Below are 24392 nucleotides of genomic sequence, written 5' to 3' on the forward strand. Positions count from 1 at the left end.
GCGGCAGAGTCGTTCTGAAAAAAATCGGATGCCCGATTATCTCAGTTTGACGCCGCAGCGGGGCACGCAATGCGGGCCGGATGACGTGCTGCAGCGCACATGAAACGTGCTCGCCGCAGCGACGAACGACGGTGTCGAATACCGCCGTCCGCGCCCGGCGCGTTACTGGCTGAAGAGGCGGCGCGTGACCGGCGAACCGGCCGGGATGCCCGCTTCCTCGAGCTTCGCGTACAGCTTCATCAGTTGCTGCTCGATCGCGAGCAGCGTCGACTCCGGCAGCGGCCGGCGCGAGTCGTCGACGACGCGTGCGCCGATCCGCTCGGACAGCGACTTCGCGTAATCGCACATCAGCCGGAACGGCAGGATGTCCTCTTCGGCCACCGGCACGTCGAGCACCAGCGTGATCATGTTGCCGCCCTTGTACGTCAGGTCGTCGCGCAGGAAGTTCGTATCGCCGAACTGCAGCATGAACACCGGGTTCTGCTTGGCGTCGAGCTTCACGAAGCGCGTGCCGTCGCGCGACAGCAGCAGCCCGTCCTGCGACGCGACCGCCTGCACGTAGTTCGCGGACCACGGCGCACCGTCCGACATCACGTTGATCGACAGTTGCGCGTCGCACTGCGCGGCAAACGCGTCGAGCTCGCGCGCCATCGCGACCGTTTCCATCATGTCCGGGAATTCCGGCGCGCCGTCGATCGCGTCGGCGAACTGCTGGACGCCCGTCACGAATTCGGAGAATTCGAGCTCGTTCAGTGCGCCGCTGCGGTTCGCAAGCTGCGCGGCCGCGCGCAGTTCTTCGTAGCGCACGCCGTTCTGCAGCAGCTCCCACTGGCCGCCTTCCGGCTTGCCTTCGATGTGCACGGGCTTGCTGCCCGCGCGGCGCAGCCGCTGCGCGACCGGCAGGATCTTGTCGCCCGGCAGCGGGCCGGTGAGGCGGATCGGCACGATGCAGTCGATCCGGCGATCGACGATCGCGGGCGGCGCCGACGAGACCGTCGTCGCGGCCGGCATCACCGGTTCGGTCGGCTCGGCCGGTTCGGCCGCCGCGTCATGCGTGGCGGCGGGCACGGCCTCTTCGCCGGCAGCCGGTTCGCTCGATTCGGCCGACGTGTCGACGCCCGTCGCCTCTGCCTGCAGGTCGGCCGGCGTATCGGCCGGCGCGGCCCCGCCGAACGTCGGCTCGACGCGCGCGGTTTCGGCCGCCGCCGTCGCCGCCGCGACCGGCGCCGCGGGCTCGCGGCGCACCGGCTGACGCACCGGCTCGATGAACGGCAACTCTTCGTCGCGCTCGGGGCGGTTCATCGCCTCGGCCGCTTCTTCCGGCATCGGGCGCGGCATCCTGCGCCGCACTTTCGCGCCCTGCCATGCGTTGTAGACCACGACGCCGCCCACCACGACGGCGCCCGCGCCGATCAAACCGAGTGTCAACTCGTCCATGCACGCTCCATCAGCAATTCTTTTTCGTCAGGACCGCGAACGGGCGCCCATGCGCCGCGCGAACGCGGTCCGGTTTCGTCAAACGTCAATTCTGGGCAAAACCCGCGGCGGTTTCCATGTCCACTGCAACGATCCGCGACACGCCCTGTTCCTGCATCGTCACGCCGATCAGTTGCTGCGCCATTTCCATCGCGATCTTGTTGTGCGAGATGAACAGGAACTGCGTCTTGTCGGACATCGCGCGCACGAGATTCGCGAAACGCTCGGTGTTCGCGTCGTCCAGCGGCGCGTCGACCTCGTCGAGCAGACAGAACGGCGCCGGGTTCAGCTGGAACATCGCGAACACCAGCGCGGTCGCGGTCAGCGCCTTTTCGCCGCCCGACAGCAGGTGAATCGTCGCGTTCTTCTTGCCGGGCGGCTGCGCCATCACCTGCACGCCGGCATCGAGGATCTCGTCGCCCGTCATGATCAGCTTCGCCTGGCCGCCGCCGAACAGGCGCGGGAACAGGTCGCTGAAATGACGATTGACCTCGTCGAAGGTACCCTGCAGCAGCGTGCGGGTTTCCTGGTCAATCTTGTGGATCGCATCCTCAAGCGTCGTGATCGCGTCGATCAGGTCGGCCGATTGCGCGTCGAGGAACACCTTGCGCTCGCTCGCGGCCTTCAGCTCGTCGAGCGCGGCCATGTTCACCGGGCCGAGCGCGTTGATCGCGTTGTTCAGGCGCGTGACTTCGCCCTGCAGGTACGACGGCTTCAGATCCGGCGTGAGCTTCGCGGCCAGCGCGGCCTCGTCGACCTCGGCGGTCGCGAGCTGCTCGGCGAACTGCTCGACGGACAGGCGCGCGGCCTGCTCCTTCAGTTGCAGCTCGGTGATGCGGTCGCGCAGCGGCTGCAGCGAACGCTCGGCGACGAGCCGCTGCTCGTCCGACGCGCGCAGCTTCGCGGTCAGGTCGTCGAGCTCGATCCGCGCGGCCTGCAGCGCCTCTTCCTTCACCGCGCGAATCTCGAGCGCGTCCTGCAGGCCGGTGTGCGCGGTCTGCTCGTTGATCGTCTCGAGTTCGGCGCGCGCGTCTTCCAGCGACGCGGCGACGCGCTCGCTCTGTTCGTGCGCCACCTGGATCGTGCGCTTGAGCTCGTCGATCCGGGTCACCGCATTGCGGGCGGCGAAGCGCGCGTCGTTCGCGCCGCGCTCCAGGTCGCGCGCTTCCTGACGCGCCTGCGTCAGCGATTCGTCGAGCGACTCGAACGCGAGCTGGTTGTCCTCGAAACGCGCCTGCAGTTCGGCGAGCTCGCCGTCGAAGCGCTCGAAATTCGCTTCCGATTCCGCGCGCAGCGCACGCTGCTCTTCGATCTGCGCGCCGATTTCCTCGAGCTCCTCGCGGATCTGCGTGCTGCGCTGCGTATAGCGTTCATGCGCCTGCGCGAGCTTCAGCACGTCCATCTGCAGCGCATGCACGCGCTGCGTCGCCCGTTCGGCCTGGGCCCGGACGTCGCCGAGCGCCTGCGTGGCCTGCGTGTGCGCGGCTTCCGCCCGCACGGCGGCCGTGCGCGCCTCGTCGGCGAGCAGCGCCTGCGCCCGCACCTGGCGCGCCAGGTTCTCGATTTCCTGCTGGCGGGCCAGCATCCCGGCCTGCTCCGAATCGGCGGCGTACAGCTGCACGCCGACACGCGTGACGATATGGCCGGCCTTGACGACGAACGCGCCGCCTGCCGGCAGCTGCGTGCGCGTCGCGAGCGCCTGCGCGACGTCGTCGGCGACATAGACGTTGCCGAGCCAGTCGTTCAGCACCGCGCGGATGCCCGCGTCGTCGATGCGCACGAGCGACAGCACCGGCCGCAGCCCGGCCACCGCGGCAGGCGGCTCACCGGCCGCGGGCGGCGCGTAGAACGCGAGCTTCGCGGGCGGCGCATCGCTCGCGAAGGCCTTCACCCAGTCGAGATTCGATACTTCGAGCGCGGCGAGACGCTCGCGCAGCACGGCCTCGAGCGCCGCTTCCCAGCCGGCCTCGACGTGCAGCTTCTTCCACAGACGCGGCAGCGCGCCGAGCTCGTGCTTGTCGAGCCACGGCTGCACCTTGCCTTCGGTCTGCACGTTCTCCTGCAGTTGCTTCAGCGCGGCGAGGCGCGCTTCGAGCTGGTGGATCTGCGCGGCTTCAGCCTGCACGCGCTCCTGCGCGGCGCGGCGTTCACCGTCGAGACGCGGCACCGTTTCCTGCGCGTCCGCCAGGCGCGCCTGGGCTTCCGCGAGGATCTCTTCCTGTTCGGCCAGCTGCATGCGCAGCTCTTCGAGTTGCGTCTCGTCCGGCGCGTCGAGCCCGCCCGCTTCGCTCTTCAGGCGCTCGTGGCGCTGCTGAAGCTGCTGGAGCTGCTGGTCGGCGTTGCGCTGATGCGCGGCTTCGAGCTTCAGCGACTGCTCGGTCTGCGCGATCCGCGCGCGCTCGTCGTTGAGCTGCGCCTGCGCGTCGCGCCACTTCGCTTCGAGCGCCGGCAGCGCATCGTGCTTCGCGGCCGCGTTGTCCTCGGCGAGCGCGGCCTTTTCGTCGGCCATCGCGCGCGCCTCTTCGGCTTCCTCGAGCTCGTCCTGCGACTTCTCGGCCTGCGCGCGCCACTGCTCGCGCTGCGCGTTGAGGGCGGCGATCTGCGCCTGCACGCGGTTGCGCGATTCGACGATGAACTTGATCTCGGCTTCGAGGCGGCTCACCTCGGCATTCGCCTCGTAGAGCGCACCCTGCGCGCCCTGCATCGCGTCGCTCGCCGAGTAATGCGCGACGCGCAGCGTCTCGAGCTGCGCCTCGACTTCGCGCAGCTTCGCCGTCTGCGCCTCGAGGTCGATCTGCGCCTGTTCGATCGCGCGCTGCTGCTTCTGCTGCTCGCCGGCCGCCTCGTTCTTGCGCAGCAGCCACAAGAGGCGCTGCTTCTCCTCGCCGTCGGCGACGAGTTCCTTGTACTTGGTCGCGACCACCGCCTGCGCCTCGAGCTTCTCGAGGTTCGCGCCGAGTTCGCGCACGATGTCCTCGACGCGCGTCAGGTTCTCGCGCGTGTCGTGCAGGCGGTTCTCGGTTTCGCGGCGGCGTTCCTTGTACTTCGACACGCCGGCGGCCTCCTCGAGGAACACGCGCAGCTCTTCGGGCTTCGCCTCGATGATCCGCGCGATCATGCCCTGCCCGATGATCGCGTACGCACGCGGGCCGAGGCCGGTGCCGAGGAAGATGTCCTGGATGTCGCGGCGGCGCGCCGGCAGGTTGTTGATGTAGTAGCTCGACGTGCCGTCGCGCGTCAGCACGCGCTTGACGGCGATCTCGCCGTACTGGCCCCACTGCCCGGCCGCGCGGCCGTCGGAGTTGTCGAAGATCAGTTCGACGCTGGCCCGGCTGCCGGGCTTGCGGGCGGTCGAACCGTTGAAGATCACGTCCTGCATCGATTCGCCGCGCAGCTCGGACGCGCGCGACTCGCCGAGCACCCAGCGCACGGCATCGATGATGTTGGACTTGCCGCATCCGTTCGGGCCGACCACGCCGACGAGCTGGCCCGGAACCTGGAAATGCGTGGGATCGACGAAGGATTTGAAGCCAGCGAGTTTGATCGAGCTCAGACGCACGGCGGTATCGGATGTGAAGAAGGTGTGAAACGGACGGGGCCGCACGGCGCGGGGCCGGAGAGCCCCTGCGCGCCACGCGCCCCGGAATTCAAAAACGGGGCCGCGCGCATCCCGCGTTGGCCCCGCAAACGGCTTCCATCATACCATCGCGCGTGCGCCGTCCCGACCGTCGCCGGGTTTGCCCGGTGCCGGCGCGGCACGATGGACCCGGCTCGACAGCAGCGTCGCCAGCACGATGCACGCGCCGCCCGCCCACTCGCGCGCGGTCGGCAACTCGTTCGCGAACACCCACGCCGACAGCGCGGTGATCACGATCTCGAACAGCATGATGATCGACGCGCGGTTCGCCGGCACGCGCGCGAGGCCGTACTGGACGAGCAGGTTGTTCGACGCCATCGTCACGCCGATCGCGGCGATGATCAGCGCGGCCACGCCGAGCTGGCCGCTCGCCGGCACGGCCGGCAGCCCTTCGAACAGCGACGCGATCGCGCCGAACACCGCCGCGCCGCCGAACAGCGTCGCGGTGCGCATTTCCGCGCGCATCTCGGGGAGCTCGCGGCTCGCCTTGATCACGAGCACGTTGCTCATCGCGAAGCTCAGCCCGGCGGCGAGACCGGCCCATTCGGCCGGGTTGGCCGGCAGCGGCAAGCCGAGCTTCGGCGACCACAGCATCAGCATCGCGCCGCCGATCGACAGCGCCGCCAGCCCCGCGCCGGCCCAGGTCAGCCGTTCGCGCAGCAGGAAGTGCGCGTAGATCGCGGTCCAGGCCGGGGTCAGGTAGAACAGCAGCATCACCCGCAGCACCTCGCCGTGGATCGTGCCCCATACGAACCCGAGGTTCGTCACGCCGGCCGTCACCGCGATGCCCGGCAGCACCCAGTGCCAGCGCAGCGTCGCGATCGTGCGGTGGCGCGCGACGATCACGAACAGGAACGCGACGAGGCTCGTCAGCGCGCTCGCCAGCGTGCCCGTCACGCCGAGCGACGCGAGGATCCGCAGCGGATACCAGATCAGGCCCCATACCGACGCGCCGATCAGGATGGCCAGCGTCGGCAGACTGCCGCGTACCGCGTTGTTCATTTGGTTCGATACCCTTTATTCGACCGGCCCGGCCGCCGTTCCGGCAGGCCGTGACCGCATTCCGTCACGCTATAATCGTCCGCTGCGACCCGCGCGCCCGACGCGCCCGTTCGCAGCCGCGCGGCGCGCCCGCCGCTTCTTTCGCTCCAACCGGCCGCGATGGCCGCTTCGCCCGTGAACCCTCGACTCGACTCGCTCCAGCCCTATCCCTTCGAAAAGCTGCGCGCCCTGTTCAAGGACGTGACGCCTTCCGGCGACCTCAAACCGATCAGCTTCGGCATCGGCGAGCCCAAACACGCGACGCCGGCGCTGATCCGCGACGCCGTGGTGGCCGCGCTCGACGGCCTCGCGTCGTACCCGGCCACCGCCGGCTCGGACGCGCTGCGCACGTCGATCGCGCACTGGCTCGAGCGCCGCTACGGGCTGCCGGCGGTCGATCCGGCCACGCAGGTGCTGCCGGTGTCGGGCTCCCGAGAGGCGCTGTTCTCGCTCGCGCAGACGGTGATCGACGCGCGCCCGGCCGCGGACGGCAAGAAGGCGATCGTACTCTGTCCGAATCCTTTCTATCAAATTTACGAAGGCGCGGCGCTGCTGGCCGGCGCCGAACCCTATTTCGCGAACAGCGACCCGGCCCGCAACTTCGCGTGCGACTACGCGGCCGTGCCCGATGAAGTCTGGGCGCGCACGCAGCTGCTGTACGTGTGCTCGCCCGGCAACCCGACGGGCGCCGTGCTGACGCTCGACGACTGGCGCGAGCTGTTCGCGCTGTCCGACCGCCACGGTTTCGTGATCGCGTCCGACGAGTGCTATTCGGAAATCTATTTCGATGAAGCGGCGCCGCCGCTCGGCGGCCTCGAGGCCGCGCACCGCCTCGGCCGCGGCTTCGAGCGGCTCGTGATGCTGTCGAGCCTGTCGAAGCGCTCGAACGTGCCGGGCATGCGTTCGGGCTTCGTCGCCGGCGACGCCGCGCTGCTGAAGCAATTCCTGCTGTACCGCACGTACCACGGCGCCGCGCTGTCGCCGGTCTGGCAGCACGCGAGCATCGCCGCGTGGAACGACGAGGCGCACGTGCGCGAGAACCGCGCGCTGTACCTGCAGAAATTCAATACGGTCACACCGATGCTCGCCGACGTGATCGACGTGAAGCTGCCCGACGCCGCGTTCTACCTGTGGGCCAACGTGTCGCGCACCGGCCTGTCGGACACCGAGTTCGCCCGCCGCCTGTACGCCGACTATAATGTGACGGTTCTGCCCGGCTCGTACCTGGCGCGCGATGCGCACGGCACGAACCCGGGCCGCGATTTCATCCGGATCGCGCTCGTCGCGGGCACCCCCGAATGCGTCGAGGGCGCGCAACGCATCGTCGATTTCTGCCGCGCTCTCGCGCGGTAAGACGTCCATCCCGATCAATTCCATCCATCTCCTGCGAAAACGAACATGTCGCAACAACTTCAGCAAATCATCGATACCGCCTGGGAAAACCGCGCCGAGCTGTCGCCGAAGGCCGCGCCCGCCGACGTCCGCGAAGCCGTCGCTCACGCGATCGAGCAACTCGACAAGGGTGCACTGCGCGTCGCCGAGAAAATCGACGGCAACTGGACGGTCCACCAGTGGCTGAAGAAGGCCGTGCTGCTGTCGTTCCGCCTGGAGGACAACGCGCCGATGCCGGCCGGCGGCTACTCGCAGTTCTACGACAAGGTGCCGTCGAAGTTCGCGAACTACACGGCCGAAGACTTCGCCGCGGGCGGCTTCCGCGTCGTCCCGCCGGCCATCGCGCGCCGCGGCTCGTTCATCGCGAAGAACGTCGTGCTGATGCCGTCGTACACCAACATCGGCGCGTACGTCGACGAAGGCACGATGGTCGACACGTGGGCCACGGTCGGTTCGTGCGCGCAGATCGGCAAGAACGTGCACCTGTCGGGCGGCGTCGGCATCGGCGGCGTGCTCGAGCCGCTGCAGGCGAACCCGGTCATCATCGAGGACAACTGCTTCATCGGCGCGCGCTCGGAAGTCGTCGAAGGCGTGATCGTCGAGGAAAACTCGGTGATCTCGATGGGCGTGTACCTCGGCCAGAGCACGAAGATCTACGATCGCGAGACGGGCGAAGTCAGCTACGGCCGCATCCCGGCCGGCTCGGTCGTCGTCGCCGGCAACCTGCCGTCGAAGGACGGCTCGCACAGCCTGTACTGCGCGGTGATCGTCAAGAAGGTCGACGCGAAGACGCGTGCGAAGGTCGGCCTGAACGAGCTGCTGCGAGGCGACTGATGGCGAAGCCGCACACCGTGGTCGTCTACGGCATTCCGAACTGCGACACCGTGAAGAAGGCCCGCGTGTGGCTCGACGATCACGGCGTCGAATTCGAGTTCCACGATTTCAAGAAGCTCGGCGTCAGCGCACCGCTGATCGAAGACTGGCTGAAGGACGTGTCGCTCGACGCGCTCGTGAACAAGCGCGGCACCACGTGGCGCGGCCTGGACGACGCGATGAAGGCGGCTGCCGAAACGAAGACCGGCGCGGTCGCACTGATGATCCACAAGCCGTCGGTCATCAAGCGCCCCGTGCTCGTCGTCAACGGCCGCGTGAAATCGCTCGGCTTCGTGGCCGATCAATACGCGGCGCTGTTTGCCGCATAGGGTTGCCCGCGCTGCGCCCACGGGCGCCGCCCTGTCGCTGCCGGCCACCGCGCCGGCATTTTTTATCGAAAGTGGTCCGAACCATGTCCGCCACCCTAGCCCTTACCGAACAGCTGATCGCCCGCGCGTCCGTGACGCCCGACGACCAGCACTGCCAGCAGATCATGACCGAGCGCCTCGCCGCGCTCGGCTTCGAATGCGAGACCATCGCGTCGCACGGCGTGACCAACCTGTGGGCCGTCAAGCGCGGCACCGATGGCCGCGACGGCAAGCTGCTCGCGTTCGCGGGCCACACCGACGTCGTGCCGACCGGCCCGCTCGAACAGTGGACCTCGCCGCCGTTCATCCCCGCCCATCGCGACGGCAAGCTGTACGGCCGCGGCGCGGCCGACATGAAGACGTCGCTCGCGGCGTTCGTCGTCGCGTCCGAGGAATTCGTCGCGGCCCATCCCGACCATCGCGGCGCGATCGCGTTCCTGATCACGAGCGACGAGGAAGGCCCGGCCACCGACGGCACCGTGAAGGTCGTCGAACTGCTGCAGGCACGCGGCGAACGCCTCGACTACTGCATCGTCGGCGAGCCGACGTCGACCACCGAGCTCGGCGACGTCGTCAAGAACGGCCGCCGCGGGTCGATGTCCGGCGAACTGGTCGTCAAGGGCGTGCAGGGCCACATCGCGTATCCGCACCTCGCGAAGAACCCGATCCACCTGCTCGCGCCGGCGCTCGCCGAGCTCGCCGCCGAGCAATGGGACGCCGGCAACGAATACTTCCCGCCGACCACCTGGCAGGTGTCGAACCTGCACGCCGGCACCGGCGCGACCAACGTGATCCCCGGCCACGCCGACCTGCTGTTCAACTTCCGCTTCTCGACCGCGAGCACCGTCGAAGGCCTGCAGGCCCGCGTGCACGCGATCCTCGACAAGCACGGCCTCGAATACACGCTGAAGTGGTCGGTGAGCGGCCTGCCGTTCCTCACGCCGCGCGGCGAACTGTCGGGCGCGCTGGAACACGCGATCCGCACCGAAACCGGCATCACGACCGAGCTGTCGACGACGGGCGGTACGTCGGACGGCCGCTTCATCGCGCGCATCTGCCCGCAGGTGATCGAATTCGGCCCGCCGAACGGCAGCATCCACAAGATCGACGAGCACATCGAGGTGCGCTTCGTCGACCCGCTGAAGAACGTGTACCGACGCGTGCTCGAACAACTGATCGCCTGACGGAGCCTCGCATGACGACACCTTTTGCCACAGTCCGCGATCTGCTGCGCTACGCGGTCACGCGCTTCTCGAAAGCGAAGCTCGCGTTCGGCCACGGTTCCGACAACGCGTACGACGAAGCGGCCTACCTCGTGCTGCATACGCTCGATTTGCCGCTCGACACGCTCGAGCCGTTCCTCGACGCGCGCCTGTTGCCCGACGAAATCGCGGCCGTGCTCGCGGTGATCGAACGACGCGCGACCGACCGCGTGCCGGCCGCGTACCTCACGCATGAAGCGTGGATGCACGGCCACCGCTTCTATGTCGACGAACGCGTGATCGTGCCGCGCTCGTTCATCGGTGAACTGCTCGACGACGGACTGCAACCGTATGTCGCCGACCCCGAGCAGGTCGGCGCGGTGCTCGAACTGTGCACCGGCTCCGGCTGCCTCGCGATCCTCGCGGCGAGCGCGTTCCCGAACGCCGAGATCGACGCGGTCGACCTGTCGGACAAGGCGCTCGAAGTCGCGGCAATCAACGTGCGCGACTACGGCCTCGAAGACCGCATCGGGCTGCACCGCGGCGACCTGTACGCACCGTTGCCCGCGTTCCGCACCGACCCCGACTCGCGCTACGACGTGATCCTGACGAACCCGCCGTACGTGAACGCCGCGTCGATGGCCGCGCTGCCGCCCGAATACCGGCACGAGCCGGAGATGGCGCTCGCCGGCGGCGACGACGGGATGGACATCGTGCGACGTATCGTCGCCGAAGCGCACCGCTGGCTGCATGACGACGGCGTGCTCGTCGTCGAGATCGGCAACGAGCGCGAGCACGTCGAAGCGGCATTCGGCGGCCTCGAGCTCACGTGGCTGCCCACCAGCGCGGGCGACGACGCCGTGTTCCTGATCCAGGCGTCGGACCTGCCGCGCAAGGCCTGAGCGTTCCCGGCCCACCCGCCGTGCGGCGCACCACTGCGCTGCACGGTTGGGTAAGATGCGCGTAGGCGGCCGCCCGGCCGCACGACCTGCGGAATCCCCTCGGGAGTCCGCTCGGGAGTCCTTTACGCGCCCATGACCCTCGACTGGCTACATCTCGGCACCCTGATCCTGACCGTCCACGTGCTCGGGATCGTCGCGGCGTGCCACGCAATCATGAACACGCGCACGTCGCAAGGCGCGATCGCGTGGGCCGTCTCGCTCACGGCCATGCCGTACCTGACGCTCGTCCCGTACCTGTTCCTCGGCCGCAGCAAATTCTCCGGCTACGTCGACGCCCGGCGCCACGAGCTGGAAATGTTGCGCACGCACACACCGCGCTCGCCGTGGCGCACCACCGACGCGACCGACGGGCCCGCCGCCGACGCACTCGGCCAGGCTGCCGTACTCGCGCTCACGCGGCTCGGCGGCATGCCGTTCCTCGGCGGCAATTCGGTGCGCACGCTCGTGAACGGCGACGCGACGTTCTCCGCCATCCTGTCGGCGATCGACGCCGCGCGCGACTACGTGCTCGTCCAGTTCTTCATCGTGCGCGACGATGCGCTCGGCCGGATGATGCGCGATGCGCTGCTTGCGCGCGCGGCGGCCGGCGTGCGCTGCTGCCTGCTGTACGACAGCATCGGCAGCTTCGACCTGCCGCACAGCTACGTCGACGCATTGCGCCGGGGCGGCGTCGAGGTCCATCCGTTCGCGACCAACCGGAAATTCGTCAACCGCTTCCAGCTGAACTTCCGCAACCATCGCAAGATCGTCGTCGTCGACGGCAATCGCGCGTTCGTCGGCGGCCACAACGTCGGCGTCGAATATCTCGGCGCGAAGCCGCGCCTGTCGCCATGGCGCGACACCCACATCGAGATACGCGGCCCCGTGGTGGCGAGCATCCAGTACGTGTTCGCCGAAGACTGGCACTGGGCGACGCAGAAGCTGCCGCCCATCGCGCTGCCGCCGCCCGCGCAGCCCGGCGACGGCATGCACTGCCTCGCGGTGCCGATGGGGCCGGCCGACAAGCAGGAAACCGGCTCGCTGTTCTTCGTCGAATCGATCAATGCCGCCCGCGAGCGGGTCTGGATCACCACCCCGTACCTGGTTCCGGACGAAGCCGTGGTTTCCGCGCTGAAGCTCGCCGTGATGCGCGGCGTCGACGTGCGCATCCTGATCCCGAGCCGGCGCGATCACTACGTCGTGTTCGAGGCGTCGAAGCTCTACGCGCGCGACCTCGTCGATGCCGGCGTGAAGGTGTTCCGCTACCGGCCCGGCTTCCTGCACCAGAAAGTCGTGCTGATCGACCGCATCGCGGCGGCGATCGGCAGCGCGAATCTCGACAACCGCTCGTTCCGCCTCAATTTCGAGGTCATGGTCATGACCGTCGACCGCGCGTTCGCCCACGAAGTGGAGGCGATGCTCGATGCCGACTTCGCGCAGGCCTACGAGGTCGATGCGGACGAATACCGGCAGTCGCCCGCCTGGCGGCGCATCGCGATGCACGTCGCGCGGCTGTTCGCGCCGATCCTTTGACGGCCAGCGCGAGCCGCCCCCGCACGATCCGCATCGGCGCGGCGCACGCCGCCCTGCGCCGTCACAGCAGCTTGTCGATGTCCGCGGCGATTTCGTCGGGCTTGGTGGACGGCGCGTAGCGCTTGACGATCCGCCCTTCGCGGTCGATCAGGAATTTCGTGAAATTCCACTTGATCGCCTTGAGGCCGAGAATGCCGGGCGCCGCGTCGGTCAGATAACGATACAGCGGATGCGCATGGTCGCCCTTCACGTCGATCTTCGCGAACATCGGAAACGTGACGCCGTAGTTGCGTTCGCAGAACGCGCCGATCTGCGCGGCGTCCCCCGGCTCCTGCTTGCCGAACTGGTTGCACGGGAAGCCGAGCACGAAGAAACCGCGCGCCGCGTACTGGTCGTACAGCTTCTGCAGACCCGCGTACTGCGGCGTGAAACCGCACTCGCTCGCGGTATTGACGATCAGCAGCACCTTGCCGCGATACGCGTCGAGCGATACCGGCGCACCGGCGAGCGTCTCTGCGCTGAACGAATACAGGGTGGACATCGGGCACTCCTTTTACGAAACCGGATCGACGTGGAGTCTAGGCGAAATTGCGCCGTTGCGGCATCCGCCGGACGGCCGATGCCCGGCGTGACCGGCGCGCAGTCTAGAATAGCGGTTTTGGCCAGCCATTTCCGCCGTGATCCGTTTCAATCAGTTCAGCCTTGCGCGCGGCACGAAGCCGCTGTTCGAGTCGACCTCGTTCGTGCTCAATCCCGGCGAGAAAGCCGGCCTGATCGGCGCGAACGGCGCCGGCAAGTCGACGCTGTTTTCCGTCCTGCGCGGCGAGCTGCACTCGGACGCCGGCGATTTCTCGATGCCGCCGTCGTGGCGGATCGCCCACGCGTCGCAGGAAACGCCCGCGGTCGACCGCTCGGCGCTCGACTACACGCTCGACGGCGATACCGCGCTGCGCGAGATCGAGGCCCGCATCGCCGCCGCATCGGCCGCGCATGACGGCGCCGCCGAAGCCGACGCGCACGCGGCGTTCGCCGATGCCGACGGCTACACCGCGCCGGCCCGCGCCGAAGCGCTGCTGCTCGGCCTCGGCTTCACGCTCGCGCAGACGCGCGAATCCGTCGCGAGCTTCTCCGGCGGCTGGCGCATGCGGCTGAACCTCGCGCAGGCGCTGATGTGCCGCTCCGACCTGCTGCTGCTCGACGAACCGACGAACCACCTCGACCTCGATGCGATCGTCTGGCTCGAAGACTGGCTGCATCGCTACCCCGGCACGCTCGTCGTGATTTCGCACGACCGCGAATTCCTCGATTCGATCTGCAACGTCACGCTGCATCTGGAAAACCGCCAGGTGAAGCGCTACGGCGGCAACTACTCGCAGTTCGAAGTGCTGCGCGCGCAGCAACTGGCGCTGCAGCAAAGCGCGTACGAAAAGCAGCAGAAGACGATCGAGCACCTGCAGAGCTTCGTCGACCGCTTCAAGGCCAAGGCGACCAAGGCCAAGCAGGCGCAAAGCCGGATGAAGGCGCTCGAGAAGATGGAGCTGATCGCGCCCGCGCACATCGCGTCGCCGTTCACGTTCGAATTCCGCACGCCCGATGCCGCGCCGAACCCGATGATGGTGATGGAGGACGTCCGCTGCGGCTACCATGCCGACGACGGAACGGACATCCCGATCGTCGAGCGCGTCGCGCTGTCGATCCAGAACGGCCAGCGCATCGGCCTGTTGGGCGCGAACGGCCAGGGCAAGTCGACGCTGATCAAGACGCTGGCCGGCACGCTCGCACCGCTGTCGGGGCACGTGCGCGACGGCAAGGGGCTGACGATCGGCTATTTCGCGCAGCACCAGCTCGAAACGCTGCGCGAGGACGACTCGCCGCTCGCGCATCTGGCGCGGCTCGCGCCCGACACGCGCGAGCAGGAATTGCGCGACTTCCTCGGCGGCTTCAATTTCTCGGGCGACATGGCGACGAGCCCGGTCGGGCCGTTCTCGGGCGGCGAAAAAGCCCGCCTCGCGCTGGCGCTGATCATCTGGCAGAAGCCGAACCTGCTGCTGCTCGACGAACCGACGAACCACCTCGACCTCGAAACGCGCCACGCACTGACGATGGCACTCGCGCAGTTCGAAGGCACGCTGATCCTCGTGTCGCACGATCGCCACCTGCTGCGCGCGACGACCGACCAGTTCATGCTGGTCGCGAAGCACCGGCTGCAGCCGTTCGACGGCGACCTCGACGACTACCGCGACTGGCTGCTGCAGCACGCGGCCGAGCAGCGCGCGGCCGCCAAGGCCGACAGCGCGGCCGCCGCGGGCGCCGATCCGGGCGTCAACCGCAAGGATCAGAAGCGCCAGGCGGCCGAGGAACGCCAGCGGCTGTCGCAGCTGAAGAAGCCGCTGCAGAACCGCATCACGAAGCTCGAAAAGGAAATGGAAACGCTGCACGCTCAGAAGGCGCGCCTCGATGCGTTCGTCGCCGATCCGGCCAGCTACGAGGCCGCGCGCAAGACGGAGCTGACCGAGGCGATTCGCAAGCTCGGCGAGGTCAACACCCGGCTCGAGACGGTCGAGGCGGACTGGCTCGCCGTGCAGGAAGAACTCGAGCAGATCGGCTGAGCGCGGCCGCCGGCGCGCCATCAGCCGATGATCGCTTCATCGGTGGTGCAGCGCGTCGGGGCGTCACCGCCCCACGAATCCGCCCGGCCGCGCCGCATCCGGAAACGATAAGGCCGGGCGCGCTGGCCCGGCCTCGTTTTCATTGCGTTTGACGTAGTTGCCCGGCCCGTCGGCCGGCCGCGCGAGCCGCTCAGCGGCGCGGCAGCGTGTCGCGCGGCATCTGCTCGTCGTCGCCCATCAGGTGCCGGCGTCCTTTGATCGGCCGGCGGATCGCCGCAGCGACTTCCGCTTCTGTCACATCCTCGGATACGACCTTGCGCGCCAGGCGCCCTTCTTCGTCGATCCATTCGACGATCCGGCATCCGCCGCCCCACGGCTGGCGAATCGGCTCCGACACGCGGCAGCCGCGCAGGTTGTAAAGGCGTCCGCCAGGCGCTTCCCCGTACGATTTCAACATAGGTTCCCTTCGCATTGCGCGGTTCGACAATCCGGCAAAGGATAGGGAAAAGCGATGTCCGGCGGGTTACAGCAGCCTACATATTCTTTACAGCGAATTACGCGACAGATCGCCGGGCGATGTACGGTCCGCGCGCGGGCCCGCGCCGCTCATTCAAGATCGCGCACGCGGTCGATCGCCTGCTCGAGCCGCTCGACGGCCATCACGTTCAGCCCTTCGATCGGCTGTTTCGGCGCATTCGCCTTCGGAATCAGCGCGGACGTGAAGCCGAGCTTCGCCGCTTCGCGCAGCCGTTCCTGCCCGCGCGGAGACGGCCGGATCTCGCCCGCCAGCCCCACCTCGCCGAACACGATCAGCCCTTTCGGCAGCGCCTTGTTGCGCATCGACGAGTGAATCGCCAGCAGCACCGCGAGGTCGGCGGCCGGCTCGGTGATCTTCACGCCGCCCACCGCATTGAGGAACACATCCTGATCGAAGGCCGCGATGCCCGCGTGGCGGTGCAGCACCGCGAGCAGCATCGCGAGCCGGTTCTGTTCGAGGCCGACCGCGAGCCGGCGCGGGTTCGGCACGTGCGCGGTATCGACCAGCGCCTGGATTTCGACGAGCAGCGGGCGCGTGCCTTCCTGCGTGACGAGCACGCACGAACCGGGCACGACCTGCTCATGCTGCGACAGGAACAGCGCGGACGGGTTGGCTACGCCGCGCAGCCCGCGCTCGGTCATCGCGAACACGCCGAGCTCGTTGACCGCCCCGAAGCGGTTCTTGAACGCGCGCACGAGCCGGAACGACGAATGCGTGTCGCCTTCGAAGTACAGCACCGTGTCGACGATGTGCTCGAGCACGCGCGGGCCGGCCAGATTGCCCTCCTTCGTCACGTGCCCGACCATGATGATCGCGGTGCCCGACTGTTTCGCGATGCGCGTGAGCTGCGCCGCGCATTCGCGCACCTGCGCGACCGAGCCGGGCGCCGACGTGAGCGCGTCCGAATAGACGGTCTGGATCGAGTCGATGACGGCCACGTCCGGCCGCTCCGTATCGATCGCGGCCTGGATCTTCTCGAGCTGGATCTCGGCGAGCAGCTTCAGTTCGGCAGCCGGTGCGCCGCCGTCGAGCAATGCGAGCCGTTGCGCGCGCAATGCGATCTGCGCGGCCGATTCCTCGCCGCTGATATAGAGCGCGCGCCGCTCGCTCGCGATATCCGCGAGCGACTGCAGCAGCAGCGTCGACTTGCCGATGCCCGGATCGCCGCCGATCAGCACGACGCCGCCCGGCACCAGCCCGCCGCCCAGCACGCGGTCGAATTCGCCGATGCCGGTGGAGAAGCGCGGCACGTCGGCGGCCTCGATGTCGGCGAGGCGCTGCACCGGCGCCCGCTTCGCGAGCGACTGGAAGCGATGGGCGGCCGGCGACTCGGCGACCGATTCGACGAGGGTGTTCCAGGCCTGGCACGACGGGCACTGCCCCTGCCACTTCGGGGTCTGTCCGCCGCACTCGCTGCAGACGTAAACGGTTTTCTGTTTGGCCACGCGCGACGCCCTTATTCCGCTCGCACCGGCACGCGGCCGGCGACCGCGCACATCAGCTCGTAGCCGATCGTCCCGCAATGGCGCGCGACATCGTCGATCGGCAGCGCGTTGCCCCACAGTTCGACCCGCGCGCCGACGCCGGCCTGCGGGCACGGCGTCAGGTCGACGGTGATCATGTCCATCGACACGCGACCGACGATCCGCGTACGGATGCCGTCGACGATCACGGGCGTGCCTTCCGGCGCGACGCGCGGATAGCCGTCCGCGTAACCGCACGCGACCACGCCGATCCGCATCGGCGCCTGCGCGGAAAACGTCGAGCCATAGCCGATCGCCTGGCCCTTCGCGATCGTCTGCACCGCGATCAGTTCGGACGCGAGCGTCATCGCCGGCTTCAGCCCGGTATCCGCGATATCGGACGACAGCCCGGACGGCGACGCGCCATACAGGACGATCCCCGGCCGCACCCAGTCGAAGTGCGTATCCGGATGCCACAGCACGGCCGCCGAATTCGCGAGGCTGCGCGCGCCGGCGATGTTTTCCGCGCCGCGCTCGAACGTCGCGAGCTGCTCGGCGACGCCTCGCTCGTTGTCCGCGTCCGAAAAATGGGTCATCAACGTGATCTGGCCGATGCCGGGGCACGCGCGGGCGCGCTCCCACGCGGCGCGGTATTTCTCCGGCACGTAACCGAGCCGGTTCATCCCGCTGTTCATCTTGAGCTGCACGTTGACGGGCTTCGACAGCCGCGCCGTTTCCAGCATCCGCATCTGCTCGTCGTTGTGGACGGTCGTGGTCAGGCTGTAGCGGTCGATCACGTCGATGTCGGTCGAGCGGAAGAAGCCTTCGAGCAGCAGGATCGGGCCGGCCCAGCCGAGCTCGCGCAGCTTCACGGCCTCGTCGAGGTCGAGCAGGCCGAAGCCGTCGGTGCCGCGCAGGCCCGGAAACACGCGGGCGAGACCGTGGCCGTACGCGTTGGCCTTGACGACCGCCCAGACCTTGGACGGGCCGGCAAAGCGGCGGACGACGGAGAGATTGTTCGCGAGAGCGGCGGTGTGGATGGTGGCGGAGATCGGGCGCGGCATGGGAAATTTACGTAAAGACGCTTGCGAATCATCAGCTTACCGCGCCTTTTGAGCACCGAAGCCGACAATTTGCGGAACGATCGGGGAATCTTGCTAGTCCGAATTCGCGTATTTTCATGTTATAAAGCCGTGCGCACAACCCATTTCGAACGGAATAAGCCGATCGCATACCAGGCGGCCTACGCGGCCCTGCCGCAGCGACGAAAGCATCGCATCAGATGAAAAAAGGTTTTTACACCATCATGGCCGCGCAGTTTTTCTCGTCGCTGGCCGACAATGCGCTTCTCATCGCCGCCATCGCCCTGCTGAAAGACCTCCACGCCCCCAACTGGATGACACCGCTGCTGAAGCTGTTCTTCGTGTTGTCGTATGTGGTGTTGGCGGCGTATGTCGGTGCCTTCGCGGATTCGCGCCCGAAGGGCCGCGTGATGTTCATCACCAACTCGATCAAGGTGATCGGCTGCCTGATCATGCTGTTCGGCGCCCACCCGCTGATCGCGTACGGGATCGTCGGGTTCGGCGCGGCGGCCTACTCGCCCGCCAAATACGGAATTCTCACCGAGCTGCTGCCGGCCGACCGGCTGGTCGCCGCGAACGGCTGGATCGAAGGCACGACCGTCAGCTCGATCATCCTCGGCACCGTGCTCGGCGGCGCGCTGATCAGCCCGCACATCGCGTCGCACGTGATCGCGCACACGCCCGCCTGGATCGGCACGCCGGCCGAAGCCGCGATGGCGATCATCATGGCCATCTACGTGGTCGCCGCGCTGTTCAACCTGCGCATTCCCGACACCGGCGCCCGCTACCCGAAGCAGGAACGCGGCCCGGTCAAGCTGCTCACCGATTTCGCCGACTGCTTCATGGTGCTCTGGCGCGACAAGCTCGGCCAGATTTCGCTGGCGGTCACCACGCTGTTCTGGGGCGCGGGTGCGACGCTGCAGTTCATCGTGCTGAAGTGGGCCGAGGTGTCGCTCAACATGTCGCTGTCCGAAGGCGCGATCCTGCAGGCCGTGGTCGCGGTCGGCGTCGCGGCCGGCGCGATCGCCGCGGCCGCCCGGATTCCGCTGAAGAAGTCGCTGACCGTGCTGCCCGTCGGCATCGTCATGGGCATCGCGGTGATGCTGATGGCGTTCTACACGCGCGACCTGTTCCCGTCGCACTGGGCCGTGCACTTCGGCCATCTGCGCCTGCCGTTCTACCTGATCGTCGCCTACATCTTCCTGATCGGCGTCGGCGCGCTGTCCGGCTACTTCGTCGTGCCGATGAACGCGCTGCTGCAGCATCGCGGCCACGTGCTGCTGTCGGCCGGCCACTCGATCGCGGTGCAGAACTTCAACGAGAACCTGTCGGTGCTCGTGATGCTGTGCCTGTACGCGGTGCTCGTGTGGCTCGACGTGCCGGTCGGCGTCGTGATCGTGCTGTTCGGCACGTTCGTGTGCCTGACGATGTGGCTCGTGATGCGCCGCCACCAGGCGAACCAGCGTCAGTTCGACTCGGTCGCGCTGATCGGCGAATCGCGGCACTGACGCTACACTCTCCGTTTCCGTCCGCCGGCGCCGGGCCTCGAACCGGCGCGTTGCCCTCATGACGCACCCGATACCTAACATCCTGACGATCGCCGGCTCCGATTCGGGCGGCGGCGCAGGCATTCAGGCCGATCTGAAGACGTTCTCCGCGCTCGGCGCGTACGGCGCGAGCGTGATCACCGCGCTGACCGCGCAGAACACGCGCGGCGTGACGGGCGTGCATGCGCCGGACGCCGCCTTCGTGACCGCGCAGCTCGACGCGGTGTTCGGCGACATCCGCATCGATGCAGTCAAGATCGGGATGCTCGCCAACGCGGCGATCGTGCAGGCGGTGGCCGACGCGCTGCGCCGTTACGCGCCGCGCTTCGTCGTGCTCGACACGGTGATGATCTCGAAGAGCGCGCACGCGCTGCTCGCACCCGACGCCGTCGACGCGCTGCGCGACACGCTGCTGCCGCTCGCGACGGTCGTCACGCCGAACCTGCCCGAAGCGGCCGCGCTGCTGAACGACGCACCCGCCACCACCGAAGACGAGATGGTGCGGCAAGGCCGCGCGTTGCTGCAGACGGGCGCCCGCGCGGTGCTGATGAAGGGCGGCCACCTGCCCGACGCGTCCGCCAGCCCCGACTGGCTCGTCGAAGCGACGCGCACCGTGCGGCTCGACGGCGCGCGCGTGCCGGTCAGCAATACGCACGGCACCGGCTGCACGCTGTCGTCGGCGATCGCCGCGCTGCTGCCGCAGCAGCCCGACCTCGAAAGCGCGGTACGCGAAGCAAAGACCTACCTGACCGGCGCAATTGCCGCGAGCGGGCACCTCGACGTCGGTCACGGCGTCGGCCCGGTCCATCACTTTCATCGCTGGTGGTGAGCGCCCGCTGACGCGGGGTCAGTGATCCTGCGCCGCGAACGCCTGCGCGCGCACCGGCCAGTCGTCGGGCACGACGAAACCGCGCGCCGTCTCGCGCCACGTGCCGTCACTACCCTTTTCATGGACCGCGATCAGATCAGGCGCCTGGCGCGTCGCCAGCACGGGCGGCAACGCCAGCGCGCGCGCCAGCGGCTCGGGCGCGAAACCCGCGCCGGCGGCAGCCCGCCGCGGCGCCAGCCACGCCAGTCTCGGCAACACGCTCCATGCCGCGCCGTCCCGCTGCGCGGCCGCCCACGCCGGCCACTGCGCGTGCGTCAGCCAGAAACCGCGCGGGTAATCCGGCGCGATTTCGGCGGACACCGGCGGCACCGGCGCACCGTGCGGATGGAACAGCCAGCCCTTGATGAACATCTGCGCATCGGACGGCGCGCCGTAGCCGAGCCGGGCAAAGCCGTCGTGTTCGCCGAGCCGCAACTGATGGTCGAGCAGCCGGCTGCGCTTGCGATCGAACCGGTCGACGAGATTGGGGCCGACGAAATCGGCGAGCGACGCGCCGTCGCGGACCGGCGCGCACAGATAGCACTTCACCGCAAGTTCCCAGTGCAGGCGCCGGCCGTCCGGCGCATCGACGAGAAAATCGACTTCGCCGAGCGTGCGGCCGTTGCTGCGCAGTGGCAGATTGGCCGCGACGAGCCGCAGCGACGGCCCGTGCGTCAGGAAGTACTCGAGCAGGCATTCGGCGTAGCGGCCGAGCCGGGTGGGCCGAAATCCGTCGAGCGCGCGATGCAGCGGCCCCGGCTGCGCATCGAGCGCGGCGAGCCACGCCTCGACGGCCGCTTGGCCCGCCGCATCCGGCCATGGGCACGCGAGCGGCGCGCCCGGTACCGCGGTGAGCAGGCTCGGGCTGGCCAGCAGCCAGCCCAGATCGCGCACCGCGACGTCATGCAGCGTGTCGACGAATGCGAACGCCGCGTCGCTCGTCATTGCCCGGCCGGGCCGTTCGCGTCGGCGCCTTCCGCCCGCCGGAACGTATTGCGCGCGAGGCACAGGTCGGCCCACGCCTTCGACTTGTCCTGCAGGCTGCGCAACAGATAGGCCGGGTGGTAGGTGACGATCACCGGCACGCCTTCGTACGCATGCACGCGGCCGCGCAGCGACGCGATGCTCGCGTCCGTCTTCAGCAGCGTCTGCGCCGCGAAACGGCCGAGCGCGACGATCAGCTTCGGCTTCACGAGCGCGACCTGGCGCTGCAGATACGGCTCGCAGCTCGCGACTTCGTCCGGCTCCGGGTTGCGGTTGCCGGGCGGCCGGCACTTGATCACGTTCGCGATGTAAACGTTGTCGCCGCGCTTGAGCGACAGCGACTGCAGCATGTTGTCGAGCAGCTTGCCGGCCTGGCCGACGAACGGCTCGCCCTGCTTGTCCTCGTTCTCGCCCGGCGCTTCGCCGATCAGCATCCAGTCCGCTTCGCGATCGCCGACGCCGAACACGGTGTTGGTCCGCTTCTCGCACAGACGGCACAGCGTGCAGTCGGCCACGCGGGCGGCCAGCGCATCCCAGTCGAGCGCGGCGACCGGTGCGCCGGCGGGGCGCGATTCGGCGGCCGGCACGGGCACGGATTCGCCCGGCGGCGCCGCGTCGAACCACGCGAAATCGTCGTCTGCCGCCGGCGGCGCATCGCCCGTCGGCGGCATCGTATCGGTCGATGCGGGCGATGCAGCCTGCGCGCGCGGACGATCGCCGTCGACGACACCGTGCGCCGGCGCCCGCGACTCGCGCGCCGGCAAGCCCTCGGCAGCGCCACGCGGGACCGCCGTCGGCGCATCGCCCTGCACCGGCGCATGCGCTGCACGCACCGGCCGCTCGACCGCGACGGCCGAACCGTCGTCGGCCGCCGCGGTTGGTGCGACGGCAGGCGCTTCGGCTGCCGCGCCTTCATCCGCGCGCTGCCCGCGCCGCACCCAGATCTGCGCGAGGCCCAGTTCCTCGAGCGCCGCTTCAGCCCATGCCATGCGCGTCCCCCTCGTCCTTGTTCAGCGTCAGACGCATCACGATCGCGTCCTCCCGGCTGCGATGCTTCGCCGGATAGTAGTTCTTGCGCCGGCCGATCGTCACGAAGCCGAAGCGCTCGTACAGATGGATCGCTCGCGGATTCGACGGCCGCACTTCGAGCAGCACGCCGTCGAGCCCCTCCGCGCGCGAAATGCGCACGGCCTCGCGCAGCAGCGCGAGGCCCGCGCCCGCATGCTGCGCGGCCGGCGCGACGCACAGGTTCAGCAGATGCATCTCGTCGATCACGGGCATCAGCACGCAATAGCCGACGAGCGACCCCGTCACGTGCCGCAGGCATACGCCCAGATAGCCGTTGCGCAACGAATCCTCGAAGTTGCCGCGGCTCCACGGGAACTCGTACGCGACGTGCTCGATCGCGACGACCTCGTCGAGATCGGCGTCCGTCATCGGCGCCAGATAGCGGTCGCTCAGCAGGACGCCCGTCATCCCTTCGCTCCGCCCGTCTGCGCGGCCCGTGCCGCGATGCGCTCGGCAGTCGTCTGCGCGACCTTGTCGCGCACGTACTCGGGCGCGGCCTGGTCGGCCGGCACCGCACGTCCGGCACGGAACGCACGCAGCGCCGCATGCGCGACCGCCAGTGCGTGCGGCATCGCGTCGCCGTCGATCGCGGCCGCCCGTGCGGCGGCCGGCAACTGCGCGCCGAACGCGGCAGCCGCATTGCCGGCGAGCGTGAACGGCACGTCGGGTACGCCGACGGCGCCCGGTGCGTCGAGCGACGCCGGCTGCAGCGTGCGCCAGTCGCCGATGCCGTCGTCCCACGCGAAATCCGCCCAGTACGCTTCATCCATCCGCGCGTCGAGCGCGGCGAGCACGCGGGTCGTGCCGGGTGCGCGCAGGCGCGCATGCTCGGCGCACGCGAGCAGCGTGCCGATCGGCACGACCGGCAGCCCGGCCCCGAACGCGAGGCCCTGGGTAATGCCCGTCGCGGTCCGCAGGCCGGTGAACGAGCCGGGGCCCGCGCCGAACGCGATCGCGTCGCAATCGGCGAGCGTCAGCCCCGATTCGGCGAAGAGTTCCTGGATCGCCGGCAGCACGCGCGTGCTCGACACGGCGCCCGTCGGCTCGTGACGGACCCAGGTTTGCGGGGTGGAAACGGCGTCATCGGCGTGGGCCGAGCGCAGCAGCGCGACCGAGCAGTATTCGGTCGACGTATCGATGGCGAGGAGCACTGTTTGCGTCATGGCCGACATTGTAATGCGCCGCCCCGCTCCCACGGGCGATCGGGCCCGATCTGTGCGCACGGGCGGCGTCGGCGGCGGTTTGGAAGGATCGCTCGACCCCGCGCGACGGTCCGCTTGTTAAGATCGGCCGATCTGAAACCCTTACGGAGACACCCGATGAGCGAACTCACCGCCCAATTCGACCAGGCCCAGATCGACGTCAAGCAACTGACGGAACGGCCGGGCAACCTGACCTTGCTGCGCCTGTACGCGCTCTTCAAGCAGGCGACCGACGGCGACGCGCACGGCGACAAGCCGGGTTTCACCGACATCGTCGGCAAATACAAGTACGATGCCTGGGAAGCGCTGAAGGGCACATCGCAGGATGCGGCGAAGCAGCAGTACATCGAACTCGTCGAATCGCTGAAAAACGGCACGGCGTCCTGACGGAATCGACGCCGCCGCAATCGGCAATCAAATCAGTGGCGCAGCGCAGCAAATTTCTTTATAATGCGGCCTGCGTCACCTCCCGCGCTCGGCTCGCAAGCCGTTCCGGCCCGACGCCTCGTAGCGTTAAGCTCCAATCCGGTTTAGAACCTGTCCCCTCCTGCTTCGACCCTTGCGGTCG

General features: G+C 68.6%; 21 protein-coding genes. 10 read left to right on the forward strand and 11 right to left on the reverse strand.

Features of this window, described 5'->3' with window-relative positions; genetic code table 11:
• Positions 1-162 precede the first annotated feature (162 nt).
• The 3 genes from MMB92_RS25215 to MMB92_RS25225 form a co-directional block, all read right to left on the reverse strand.
• Positions 163-1437 carry a cell division protein ZipA C-terminal FtsZ-binding domain-containing protein gene (locus tag MMB92_RS25215; protein WP_006498677.1) on the reverse strand — a complete coding sequence of 425 codons (1275 nt, stop codon included), beginning with the start codon at positions 1435-1437 and terminating at the stop codon, positions 163-165.
• Between the two features lie 85 nt (positions 1438-1522).
• The gene (gene smc / locus MMB92_RS25220) at positions 1523-5035 is read right to left on the reverse strand and encodes a chromosome segregation protein SMC (protein ID WP_006488233.1); all 3513 of its coding nucleotides are present in this window, start codon (positions 5033-5035) and stop codon (positions 1523-1525) included.
• 138 nt (positions 5036-5173) lie between these two features.
• Entirely contained in the window at positions 5174-6115 is a 942-nt protein-coding gene (locus tag MMB92_RS25225) for a DMT family transporter (protein ID WP_006488241.1), read from the reverse strand.
• Between the two features lie 159 nt (positions 6116-6274).
• Between MMB92_RS25225 and dapC the strand changes: the two genes are divergently transcribed.
• The 6 genes from dapC (at position 6275) to cls (ending at position 12463) form a co-directional block, all read left to right on the forward strand.
• Positions 6275-7507 carry a succinyldiaminopimelate transaminase gene (gene dapC / locus MMB92_RS25230; RefSeq protein WP_006488235.1) on the forward strand — a complete coding sequence of 411 codons (1233 nt, stop codon included), beginning with the start codon at positions 6275-6277 and terminating at the stop codon, positions 7505-7507.
• 45 nt (positions 7508-7552) lie between these two features.
• A complete protein-coding gene (gene dapD / locus MMB92_RS25235; protein ID WP_006478479.1) occupies positions 7553-8380 on the forward strand; it encodes a 2,3,4,5-tetrahydropyridine-2,6-dicarboxylate N-succinyltransferase in 828 nt (275 codons plus the stop codon).
• Positions 8380-8748, forward strand: coding sequence for an ArsC family reductase (locus MMB92_RS25240; protein ID WP_006478478.1), 369 nt, complete (start codon positions 8380-8382; stop codon positions 8746-8748). Before dapD ends, MMB92_RS25240 begins: the two co-directional genes overlap by 1 nt.
• An 83-nt stretch (positions 8749-8831) precedes the next feature.
• Entirely contained in the window at positions 8832-9971 is a 1140-nt protein-coding gene (gene dapE, locus MMB92_RS25245) for a succinyl-diaminopimelate desuccinylase (RefSeq protein WP_006493370.1), read from the forward strand.
• An 11-nt stretch (positions 9972-9982) separates the two neighbouring features.
• A complete protein-coding gene (prmB, locus tag MMB92_RS25250; RefSeq protein WP_006488226.1) occupies positions 9983-10891 on the forward strand; it encodes a 50S ribosomal protein L3 N(5)-glutamine methyltransferase in 909 nt (302 codons plus the stop codon).
• Between the two features lie 132 nt (positions 10892-11023).
• A complete protein-coding gene (gene cls / locus MMB92_RS25255) occupies positions 11024-12463 on the forward strand; it encodes a cardiolipin synthase (RefSeq protein ID WP_034201582.1) in 1440 nt (479 codons plus the stop codon).
• A 61-nt stretch (positions 12464-12524) separates the two neighbouring features.
• On the opposite strand, the gene MMB92_RS25260 is transcribed toward cls, so the two are convergent.
• Positions 12525-13004: a glutathione peroxidase gene (locus MMB92_RS25260; protein WP_006498673.1), complete on the reverse strand. Its 480-nt coding sequence runs from the start codon at positions 13002-13004 to the stop codon at positions 12525-12527.
• A gap of 136 nt (positions 13005-13140) precedes the next feature.
• Here MMB92_RS25260 and MMB92_RS25265 point away from each other — a divergent pair, with 136 nt between their 5' ends.
• Positions 13141-15072 carry an ATP-binding cassette domain-containing protein gene (locus tag MMB92_RS25265; RefSeq protein ID WP_277563017.1) on the forward strand — a complete coding sequence of 644 codons (1932 nt, stop codon included), beginning with the start codon at positions 13141-13143 and terminating at the stop codon, positions 15070-15072.
• Between the two features lie 190 nt (positions 15073-15262).
• Here MMB92_RS25265 and MMB92_RS25270 read toward each other — a convergent pair whose 3' ends face one another.
• The 3 genes from MMB92_RS25270 to alr form a co-directional block, all read right to left on the reverse strand.
• Positions 15263-15529 carry a DUF2866 domain-containing protein gene (locus MMB92_RS25270; protein WP_006488228.1) on the reverse strand — a complete coding sequence of 89 codons (267 nt, stop codon included), beginning with the start codon at positions 15527-15529 and terminating at the stop codon, positions 15263-15265.
• 149 nt (positions 15530-15678) lie between these two features.
• On the reverse strand, positions 15679-17055 hold the full coding sequence (gene radA / locus MMB92_RS25275; protein WP_006488230.1) for a DNA repair protein RadA: 1377 nt from the start codon (positions 17053-17055) through the stop codon (positions 15679-15681).
• 11 nt (positions 17056-17066) lie between these two features.
• Positions 17067-18137, reverse strand: a complete 1071-nt coding sequence (gene alr / locus MMB92_RS25280; RefSeq protein WP_006488243.1) for an alanine racemase — start codon at positions 18135-18137, stop codon at positions 17067-17069.
• Positions 18138-18355: 218 nt separating this feature from the next.
• Between alr and lplT the strand changes: the two genes are divergently transcribed.
• The gene (gene lplT / locus MMB92_RS25285; RefSeq protein ID WP_006488251.1) at positions 18356-19663 is read left to right on the forward strand and encodes a lysophospholipid transporter LplT; all 1308 of its coding nucleotides are present in this window, start codon (positions 18356-18358) and stop codon (positions 19661-19663) included.
• A gap of 58 nt (positions 19664-19721) precedes the next feature.
• Entirely contained in the window at positions 19722-20531 is an 810-nt protein-coding gene (thiD, locus tag MMB92_RS25290) for a bifunctional hydroxymethylpyrimidine kinase/phosphomethylpyrimidine kinase (RefSeq protein ID WP_006488249.1), read from the forward strand.
• Positions 20532-20549: 18 nt separating this feature from the next.
• Here the strand turns inward: thiD and MMB92_RS25295 are convergent, their stop codons facing one another.
• Genes MMB92_RS25295 through tsaB form a run of 4 tightly spaced genes read right to left on the reverse strand, consistent with a single transcriptional unit; the run spans position 20550 to position 23794 of the window.
• On the reverse strand, positions 20550-21515 hold the full coding sequence (locus MMB92_RS25295) for a DUF1853 family protein (protein ID WP_277563018.1): 966 nt from the start codon (positions 21513-21515) through the stop codon (positions 20550-20552).
• A complete protein-coding gene (locus MMB92_RS25300) occupies positions 21512-22543 on the reverse strand; it encodes a uracil-DNA glycosylase (protein ID WP_034201580.1) in 1032 nt (343 codons plus the stop codon). The genes MMB92_RS25295 and MMB92_RS25300 overlap by 4 nt, the downstream gene beginning before the upstream one ends.
• On the reverse strand, positions 22530-23030 hold the full coding sequence (gene rimI, locus MMB92_RS25305; protein ID WP_006486170.1) for a ribosomal protein S18-alanine N-acetyltransferase: 501 nt from the start codon (positions 23028-23030) through the stop codon (positions 22530-22532). The genes MMB92_RS25300 and rimI overlap by 14 nt, the downstream gene beginning before the upstream one ends.
• Complete coding sequence (tsaB, locus tag MMB92_RS25310) at positions 23027-23794, reverse strand: tRNA (adenosine(37)-N6)-threonylcarbamoyltransferase complex dimerization subunit type 1 TsaB (protein ID WP_048989261.1); 768 nt, start codon at positions 23792-23794, stop codon at positions 23027-23029. Before tsaB ends, rimI begins: the two co-directional genes overlap by 4 nt.
• A gap of 147 nt (positions 23795-23941) precedes the next feature.
• Here tsaB and MMB92_RS25315 point away from each other — a divergent pair, with 147 nt between their 5' ends.
• Positions 23942-24211: an acyl-CoA-binding protein gene (locus MMB92_RS25315; RefSeq protein WP_006478462.1), complete on the forward strand. Its 270-nt coding sequence runs from the start codon at positions 23942-23944 to the stop codon at positions 24209-24211.
• The last annotated feature ends 181 nt before the right edge of the window (positions 24212-24392 follow it).

Source organism: Burkholderia sp. IO2, assembly GCF_029522185.1.
Taxonomy (GTDB): domain Bacteria; phylum Pseudomonadota; class Gammaproteobacteria; order Burkholderiales; family Burkholderiaceae; genus Burkholderia; species Burkholderia cenocepacia.

Excerpts from the sequence above, each read along its gene's own strand:
- MMB92_RS25215 (WP_006498677.1), bottom strand. The coding sequence starts at position 1,437 with ATGGACGAGTTGACACTCGGTTTGATCGGCGCGGGCGCCGTCGTGGTG.
- MMB92_RS25225 (WP_006488241.1), bottom strand. The coding sequence starts at position 6,115 with ATGAACAACGCGGTACGCGGCAGTCTGCCGACGCTGGCCATCCTGATC.
- dapC (WP_006488235.1), top strand. The coding sequence starts at position 6,275 with ATGGCCGCTTCGCCCGTGAACCCTCGACTCGACTCGCTCCAGCCCTAT.
- dapD (WP_006478479.1), top strand. The coding sequence starts at position 7,553 with ATGTCGCAACAACTTCAGCAAATCATCGATACCGCCTGGGAAAACCGC.
- MMB92_RS25240 (WP_006478478.1), top strand. The coding sequence starts at position 8,380 with ATGGCGAAGCCGCACACCGTGGTCGTCTACGGCATTCCGAACTGCGAC.
- dapE (WP_006493370.1), top strand. The coding sequence starts at position 8,832 with ATGTCCGCCACCCTAGCCCTTACCGAACAGCTGATCGCCCGCGCGTCC.
- prmB (WP_006488226.1), top strand. The coding sequence starts at position 9,983 with ATGACGACACCTTTTGCCACAGTCCGCGATCTGCTGCGCTACGCGGTC.
- cls (WP_034201582.1), top strand. The coding sequence starts at position 11,024 with ATGACCCTCGACTGGCTACATCTCGGCACCCTGATCCTGACCGTCCAC.
- MMB92_RS25260 (WP_006498673.1), bottom strand. The coding sequence starts at position 13,004 with ATGTCCACCCTGTATTCGTTCAGCGCAGAGACGCTCGCCGGTGCGCCG.
- MMB92_RS25270 (WP_006488228.1), bottom strand. The coding sequence starts at position 15,529 with ATGTTGAAATCGTACGGGGAAGCGCCTGGCGGACGCCTTTACAACCTG.
- alr (WP_006488243.1), bottom strand. The coding sequence starts at position 18,137 with ATGCCGCGCCCGATCTCCGCCACCATCCACACCGCCGCTCTCGCGAAC.
- lplT (WP_006488251.1), top strand. The coding sequence starts at position 18,356 with ATGAAAAAAGGTTTTTACACCATCATGGCCGCGCAGTTTTTCTCGTCG.
- thiD (WP_006488249.1), top strand. The coding sequence starts at position 19,722 with ATGACGCACCCGATACCTAACATCCTGACGATCGCCGGCTCCGATTCG.
- MMB92_RS25295 (WP_277563018.1), bottom strand. The coding sequence starts at position 21,515 with ATGACGAGCGACGCGGCGTTCGCATTCGTCGACACGCTGCATGACGTC.
- MMB92_RS25300 (WP_034201580.1), bottom strand. The coding sequence starts at position 22,543 with ATGGCATGGGCTGAAGCGGCGCTCGAGGAACTGGGCCTCGCGCAGATC.
- rimI (WP_006486170.1), bottom strand. The coding sequence starts at position 23,030 with ATGACGGGCGTCCTGCTGAGCGACCGCTATCTGGCGCCGATGACGGAC.
- tsaB (WP_048989261.1), bottom strand. The coding sequence starts at position 23,794 with ATGTCGGCCATGACGCAAACAGTGCTCCTCGCCATCGATACGTCGACC.
- MMB92_RS25315 (WP_006478462.1), top strand. The coding sequence starts at position 23,942 with ATGAGCGAACTCACCGCCCAATTCGACCAGGCCCAGATCGACGTCAAG.